The 6,657-nt window shown below is 67.4% G+C and carries 9 protein-coding genes; 3 read left to right on the plus strand and 6 right to left on the minus strand.

All coding sequences use genetic code 11. The features are described from left to right. Positions 1-218: 218 nt before the first annotated feature. Genes ACE026_RS07590 through ACE026_RS07600 form a run of 3 tightly spaced genes read right to left on the minus strand, consistent with a single transcriptional unit; the run spans position 219 to position 2,242 of the window. Positions 219-1,169: an aspartate carbamoyltransferase catalytic subunit gene (locus tag ACE026_RS07590; protein WP_486038575.1), complete on the minus strand. Its 951-nt coding sequence runs from the start codon at positions 1,167-1,169 to the stop codon at positions 219-221. Positions 1,170-1,185: 16 nt separating this feature from the next. After that, positions 1,186-1,683, minus strand: a complete 498-nt coding sequence (ruvX, locus tag ACE026_RS07595) for a Holliday junction resolvase RuvX (protein WP_121043125.1) — start codon at positions 1,681-1,683, stop codon at positions 1,186-1,188. After that, positions 1,676-2,242, minus strand: coding sequence for a YqgE/AlgH family protein (locus tag ACE026_RS07600; RefSeq protein ID WP_152153557.1), 567 nt, complete (start codon positions 2,240-2,242; stop codon positions 1,676-1,678). The genes ruvX and ACE026_RS07600 overlap by 8 nt, the downstream gene beginning before the upstream one ends. Positions 2,243-2,351: 109 nt before the next feature. On the opposite strand from ACE026_RS07600, the gene ACE026_RS07605 reads away from it, so the two are divergent. Both ACE026_RS07605 and ACE026_RS07610 read left to right on the plus strand, forming a co-directional pair. Next, entirely contained in the window at positions 2,352-2,888 is a 537-nt protein-coding gene (locus tag ACE026_RS07605) for a DNA-3-methyladenine glycosylase I (RefSeq protein WP_259261409.1), read from the plus strand. Continuing rightward, positions 2,885-4,024, plus strand: a complete 1,140-nt coding sequence (locus tag ACE026_RS07610; RefSeq protein WP_486038576.1) for a hypothetical protein — start codon at positions 2,885-2,887, stop codon at positions 4,022-4,024. The genes ACE026_RS07605 and ACE026_RS07610 overlap by 4 nt, the downstream gene beginning before the upstream one ends. A 6-nt stretch (positions 4,025-4,030) precedes the next feature. Here ACE026_RS07610 and ACE026_RS07615 read toward each other — a convergent pair whose 3' ends face one another. The 3 genes from ACE026_RS07615 to ACE026_RS07625 all read right to left on the minus strand — a co-directional run bounded on the left by ACE026_RS07615 (position 4,031) and on the right by ACE026_RS07625 (position 5,598). Further along, positions 4,031-4,738, minus strand: coding sequence for a YitT family protein (locus tag ACE026_RS07615; RefSeq protein ID WP_486038577.1), 708 nt, complete (start codon positions 4,736-4,738; stop codon positions 4,031-4,033). Between the two features lie 104 nt (positions 4,739-4,842). After that, positions 4,843-5,283, minus strand: a complete 441-nt coding sequence (locus tag ACE026_RS07620; RefSeq protein WP_486038578.1) for a hypothetical protein — start codon at positions 5,281-5,283, stop codon at positions 4,843-4,845. 99 nt (positions 5,284-5,382) lie between these two features. Then, positions 5,383-5,598 (minus strand): DUF4287 domain-containing protein, encoded by a 216-nt coding sequence (locus ACE026_RS07625; RefSeq protein WP_486038579.1) that lies wholly within the window; start codon positions 5,596-5,598, stop codon positions 5,383-5,385. Between the two features lie 169 nt (positions 5,599-5,767). Between ACE026_RS07625 and ACE026_RS07630 the strand changes: the two genes are divergently transcribed. After that, a complete protein-coding gene (locus ACE026_RS07630; protein WP_486038580.1) occupies positions 5,768-6,589 on the plus strand; it encodes an alpha/beta fold hydrolase in 822 nt (273 codons plus the stop codon). Positions 6,590-6,657 lie beyond the last annotated feature (68 nt).

The following is a 6,657-nucleotide window of genomic DNA, read 5'->3' on the forward strand; positions in this document are numbered from 1 at the left end:
ATGCTGCAGAGCCGGCCAGCGGCCGGCACTACCCTGCGTGTTGGGTGAATTTCTGCGAAGCCGGCCAGCGGCCGGCACTACCCTGCGTGCTGGGTGAATTTCTGCGGAGCCGGCCAGCGGCCGGCACTACCCTGCGTGCTGGGTGAATTTCTGCGGAGCCGGCCAGCGGCCGGCACTACCGGTCATGGGTATCGTGTGCGGTTCGATACCCTTGACACTTACCCCAACAACGTTTCCAGCACCGCCATGCGCACGGCGACGCCGTTGGCGACCTGGCGCAGCACCCACGACTGCGGGCCGTCGGCCACTTCGTCGGTGACTTCCACGCCGCGGTTGATCGGGCCCGGGTGCAACACGGCGGCATCGGTGCCGGCACGCTTCAAGCGCGCGGCATCCAGGCCGTACTGCGCGTGGTACTGCTCCAGCGAGGGCACCAGGCCTTCTTCCATGCGCTCGCGCTGCAGGCGCAGCATCATCAGCGCATCGGCGCCTTCCAGCATGGCGTCGAAGTCGTCGCCGACGATGCAGCCCTTCAGGGTGTCATCGTCCGGCAGCAGCGACTGCGGGCCGCACACGCGGATTTCGCCCACGCCCAGCGTACGCAGCGCGTGCAGGTCGGTGCGGGCCACGCGCGAGTGCTTCACGTCGCCGACGATGATCACTTTCATCTTCGAGAAATCGCTGCCCTTGGCCTGGCGCAGGGTCAGCATGTCCAGCAGGCCTTGGGTCGGGTGCGAGCTGCGGCCGTCACCGGCGTTGACCAAGGCAGTGCCCTCGCCCGCTGCGGCGGCCAGCGCCGCCACCGCGCCATCGTCGGGATGGCGGACGACGAAACCGCGCACGCCCATCGCCTCCAGGTTCTTCAGCGTGTCGCAGGCGGTCTCGCCCTTGCGCGTGGACGAGGTGGAGGCGTCGAAGTTCAGCACGTCCGCGCCCAGCCGCTGCGCGGCCAGGTGGAACGAGCTGCGGGTGCGCGTGGACGGTTCGAAGAACAGCGTGCAGACCGCCGAGCCACCGAGCACGTGACGCTTGTTGCCGACCCGGCCGACGGCCGCATCGCGGATCTGGCCGGCGCGGTCGAGCAGCTGCAGCAGGGTTTCGCGGGGCAGACCTTCCAGGGTCAGCAGGTGGCGCAGGCGTCCATCGGAATCGAGTTGCGAGGCGGTCATGGGCAGGGTCTGAGGGTCAGGAAACGGGGGTGGCGTCATCCGGGCAGGAGAGCCAGCGTTCGATGATCACCGCCGCGGCCACTGCATCGAGTGCAGCGGCATCGCGGCGGCGTTTGCGGCCTTCGGCGCGCTCGACCGCGAACCGGCGTGCCGCCTCGACCGAGCTGGAACGCTCGTCGACCAGCACCACCGGCAGTTTGAAACGTTCCCGCAGCTGGCGGGCAAAGCCCTGCGCACGCTTGCGGTTGGGCTGGTCCTGGCCGTCCAGGGTCAGCGGGTCGCCGACCACCAAGCCGTCCGGCCGCCACTCTTTGATCAGGCGCTCCACCGCGGTCCAGTCCGGGCCGTTGCCGTGGACATCGACCACCGCGATCGCACGCGCATGGGTGCCGAACGAGCTGCCGATGGCCACACCGATGCGGCGCGAACCGACGTCGAAGCCGAGCACCGTGCCATCGCGGCGGATGGTCGGCGGCGCGGGCGCGGCGGGCGCTGGCGTGGCCGGCTCAGACATGGCCGCTGTAATCGGTGAGGCGGAACAGGTCCACGCCGATACGTGCCGCCGCACCTTGCCAACGCTGTTCGAACGGGGTGCTGAACAACAGCTCGGCATCGGCCGGCACGGCCAGCCAGCTGTTCTCGGCCAACTCGGATTCCAGCTGCCCTTCGCTCCAGCCGGCGCAGCCCAGGGTGACCAGCGCATTGCGCGGGCCTTCACCACGGGCCATGGCTTCAAGGATGTCGCGCGAGGTGGTGAGGAACACGCCCTCGCCCACGGCCAGGCTGGAATCCCAGTTGCGCGCATCGTCATGGATCACGAAGCCGCGCTCGGGATGCACCGGGCCGCCGTTGAGCACGATCTGGCCAGGCAGCGTGTCGCTGGTGGTGGTGATCTCCATCTGGGCCAGCACTTCGCCGAGCGTGTATTCGGAGGGCTGGTTGACCAGCACGCCCATCGCGCCGTTCTCGTCGTGCTGGCAGATCAGCGCCACGGTACGGGCAAAGGTGGGGTCGGTCAGCGACGGCAGCGCGACCAGCAGGTGGTGGGCAAGCGAAGTAGACAGTTCAGACATGGCCCCATTCTAGCCGCTGGCCGTGATGTGCGCTTTCGCGCTGACATAATGCAGGCCTGCGCGGGTGCCCCGGCCCGTGCGCCTGATCCGCCATCGCCAGGAGCTGCACGTGTCCGGTTACTGCCTCATCGCCCCCGGCCATCCGGTCCACGGCCACTACCATGACCACGAGTACGGCTTCCCGCAGCGCGAGGAGCGCGAACTGTTCGAGCGCCTGATCCTGGAGATCAACCAGGCCGGCCTGAGCTGGGAAACGATCCTGAAGAAGCGCGAGGGCTTCCGCGCCGCCTACGACGGCTTCGACGTGGACACGGTGGCCGCCTATGGCGAGCGCGACATCGAGCGCCTGCTCAACGACGCCCGCATCATCCGCAACCGGCTCAAGGTGCACGCGGCGGTCCACAACGCCCAGGTTATCCAGCAGCTGCGGGGCAGCCATGGCAGCTTCGTTGCCTGGCTGGATGCCCACCATCCGCTGGACAAGGCGGCCTGGGTGAAGCTGTTCAAGAAGACCTTCCGCTTCACCGGCGGGGAGATCACCGGCGAATTCCTGATGAGCCTGGGCTACCTGCCCGGCGCGCACAGCCCGGACTGCCCGGTGTTCAAGCGTATCGACACCCTCAAGCCTGCCTGGCGCCAGAAGTGACGCACCCGGTAGTGCGGGCTGCGCTGCTCGCTGCCCTGAGCCTGCCCCCGCTGGCTGCCGCAAGCGATCTGGACGGCGTGCTGGAGCGCCTGCGCGCGGAGATCGCCGCAGTGCCGGGCGACGACCCGGCCCCGATCGATACCGTGCTGGCCCGCTACCGCGACGAGACCGGCATCGACCTGCAGATCCCGGTGGCCGGTGACAGTGATGCGCCGCTGCCCGCGCTGCTGCGCCCGGCCAACGTCACCCCGGCGGACTGGGACGCGGTCAGCCGCTACCTGCGCCAGACCGATGCCCAGCACACCGTGCCGGTGGAGATGGGCGAGCTGTCGCTCTCCCTGCTCGATCTGGATGGCGACGGCCAGCGTGACCTGGTGCAGAGCGCCTACAGCGGCGGCACCGGCCTGTACACGCAGGTGGACATGCTGCGGCGGGATCCACAACACGGCTTCGTGGTGCCGACCTCCCTGGATCCGCAGCGCCCCTGGGCGCAGGGTCAGTACGGCCTCAGCGGGCGTGGCAGCGATCAGGGCCTTTACTGGCTGCGCATCGAGGGGGTCAGCTACATCGCCTACCGCGATGGCGACTACTACGGCGATACCCTGCTGCTGAACCGGCCGTTGTCGGCAGACCCGCGCGAACGCAGCCCGACGGTGCAGTTGAAGGTGCGCTACGGCCGCGAGCATCGGCTGGCCGATCCTGCGGTGCATGCCGATGGCGAACCGCTGGACGCGAACGCCACCGCAATCGCGGCAGACCGCCGCCTGCACAAGCACATCGACCGCCTGCTGGCCGCGCTGACCCTCGATGGCGACGGCGTGGCGCACTTCGGCGACGAGCAGGCGCGTTGCCCGGTGCCACCGGGCACCGATCCGGGCGAGGCCGACATCTGGCCGTGGCGCGGCGCCCGCAGCTACACCTTCGATACCGCCGCCGACACCGTGATCCGCTCGGGGAAGCAGTGCTACAGCGCCTCGCTCATTGCCCTGCGCAGCAGCTATGCCGGCGACCATGCGCTGTGCTGCCAGCTGTGGTTGTACCGCGGCCCTGGCGAGCAGGTGGCCACGCTGGACCTGCGCAGCCGCCGCTGGGTCTCCGGCGTGACCGTCGTGCCGGTGCCACCGCAGGGCGAGTAACGGGCGTCAGACGCCCATGTAGCGGCCCGGGCGGTGGTTGAACATCAGCACCAGACTGAGCACCACCGCACCGATCGCCGAGTACATCACCTTGGACGGGGACAGCACCGAGAACGCCACGCACATCAGCAGCGTGTCGAACGACATCTGCACCTTGCCGGCGCTCCAGCCACGCGTGCGCTGCAGGTACACCGCCAGGATGCCGATGCCGCCCAGGCTGGCCCGGTGGCGGATGTAGAACAGGATGCCCAGGCCGGCCAGCGCCCCGCCGACGATGGCCGAGTACAGCGAGCTCATGTGGGCGAAATCGGCCCAGCGCGGCAGCAGGTCGGTCAGCACGCCGCACGCGGTGACCGCCGCGAACGTCTTCAGGGTGAATTCCCAGCCCATGCGGCGCACGGCCACCCAGTAGAACGGCAGGTTGACCAGGACGAACACCAGGCCGAAGTTCCAGCCGAAGGTGTAGTGGGCCAGGAAGGCCAGCCCGGCCATGCCGCCGATCATCAGCCCGCCCTTGGCGAAGATCGCCAGGCCGAGCGAGGCGACCAGGGTCGCCAGGATCATGCCCTGCACGTCCTCGGCCACGGAATGGCGCAGGGCTTTCTCGTCGGCCAGGGTGCCGGCGCTGTCCGGTGGCGGGGTCAGCGGACCTGCGGTGACCAGGTGGCCGTCAGCGTCGTCGCACGGCGCGGGGCCATGGGAATCAAGGGACATGGGGGTGGGGGTGTGACGTGGGGAGCGGTATTAGACACGATCGGCGTGACAGATGCTGGGGAGGCTATTCAGCTAAGCAGTCACTTCCACCCGATAGCCCCAGGTCAGGCCATTTCGAGATAGCGGGCATCCCCCAAGCCTACCTGCCCCCAGATAACACGTCGCTCACGTGGGTCGTACTGGGTATCGGCATGCCATAGCGTCAAAATCTGGTTCGGGAACATGTACTCATTTCGATTGAACCTGTGGCTGCCAGAGGCATCGAGGTCGGCAGCGAGCGCAAACAGATCCTTTGCTGGCGTGTCGAAGACATTCCGCCCCTGATAAATCGCAGTGAACATCGCGTGTGACGCGACCCCGATAAAACCAGCGGTGCCTTCGTAGTATTCAACCTGGATGCTGTTTTCGCAGAAGTAGTCCAAAGAAGCCGTGTCGGACTCGAAGCGCAGGCCAACCTCCTCCATCGCCCTTCTCACGGATGCACGGGACTCCCCCAAGCGTATTGGACCGATGCCACAGTGGGGCACGACCTTCAGTTCAATCACATCTGTTCCCTTGCTGGCATCCGCCGGCTGACCTGGCAGCAGCGCAGGAGGTTACAGGCGGAACACCCCCGTCCGAAGAGGCAGACACGACAGCCGTATCTACTGCGTGCCTGCCTTGAGGTGATGGGCCACCAGCGCATTGGCATGGCCGTGCCCCACGCCGTGCTCGGCCTTGAGGAAAGCAACCAGCTCCATGTGTTTCAGTCCGCCCTGGGCGACCAGGAGGGCCAGCCAGTGGCCGACCGGCTGGCCGTAGGTCTTTTCGATGGAGGTGAAGTAGGACGCAGGACCTTTGACCGGGGTGGAATCGCTCATGGCAGTTGCCTCGAAGGAAGGGGTCGCCCGGTTCGGGCGAGGTTCCCAGATACGACGCGCCAGCGGACGCGAAATCGACATCCACCTTTCATCCTGCCTGAACACCCCGTAGACGCAGCATGCACGGGTACCCCGCTGCGCCCCCTCCCTCCCTCAGGAGTTCCGTGCCATGCCCTACGTCACCACCGCCGACAACACCGAGATCTTCTACAAAGACTGGGGCAAGGGTCAGCCCCTCGTGTTCCATCACGGCTGGCCACTCAGCGCCGACGACTGGGACACCCAGCTGCAGTTCTTCCTGCTGCAGGGCTACCGGGTGATCGCGCACGACCGCCGCGGCCATGGCCGCTCCTCGCAGACCAGCGGCGGGCATGAGATGGACACCTACGCCGCCGACGTCAACGCGCTGACCGATCACCTGGACCTGCGCGATGCGATCCACATCGGGCACTCCACCGGCGGTGGCGAAGTCGCGCACTACGTGGCGCAGGCCAAACCCGGGCGCGTCGCCAAGGCGGTGCTGATCGGTGCGGTGCCGCCGATCATGGTCAAGAGTGAGGCCAACCCGGGCGGCACGCCGAAGGAGGTCTTCGATGGCTTCCGCCAGGCACTGGTCGCGGGCCGTGCGGCGTTCTACCGCGACGTACCGATTCCGTTCTACGGCTTCAACCGCGAGGGCACGCCCCCGCAGCAGGGCATCGTCGACAACTGGTGGCGGCAGGGCATGATGGGTGCGATCAACGCGCACTACGACTGCATCAAGGCGTTTTCGGAAACCGACTTCACCGACGACCTGAAAAAGATCGACGTGCCGGTGCTGGTGATGCACGGCGACGACGATCAGATCGTGCCGATCGCGGATTCAGCAGAGCTGGCGATCAAGCTGCTCAAGCACGGCACGTTGAAGGTCTACCAAGGCTTTCCGCACGGCATGTGCACGACGCATGCGGATGTGATCAACGCGGATCTGCTGGCCTTCATTCGCGGCTGAGGCGTGGGGGGGGGGGCGGTCGGCACCTACCCGGACATGCTTTGGACCGGTGGCGCACGAGCGTTGGT

It is taken from the genome of Stenotrophomonas sp. AGC87 (genome assembly GCF_057333975.1).

Coding starts and splice junctions, on each gene's coding strand:
- ACE026_RS07590 (WP_486038575.1), bottom strand. CDS start 1,169: ATGACCGCCTCGCAACTCGATTCCGATGGACGCCTGCGCCACCTGCTG.
- ruvX (WP_121043125.1), bottom strand. CDS start 1,683: ATGTCTGAGCCGGCCACGCCAGCGCCCGCCGCGCCCGCGCCGCCGACC.
- ACE026_RS07600 (WP_152153557.1), bottom strand. CDS start 2,242: ATGTCTGAACTGTCTACTTCGCTTGCCCACCACCTGCTGGTCGCGCTG.
- ACE026_RS07615 (WP_486038577.1), bottom strand. CDS start 4,738: ATGTCCCTTGATTCCCATGGCCCCGCGCCGTGCGACGACGCTGACGGC.
- ACE026_RS07625 (WP_486038579.1), bottom strand. CDS start 5,598: ATGAGCGATTCCACCCCGGTCAAAGGTCCTGCGTCCTACTTCACCTCC.
- ACE026_RS07630 (WP_486038580.1), top strand. CDS start 5,768: ATGCCCTACGTCACCACCGCCGACAACACCGAGATCTTCTACAAAGAC.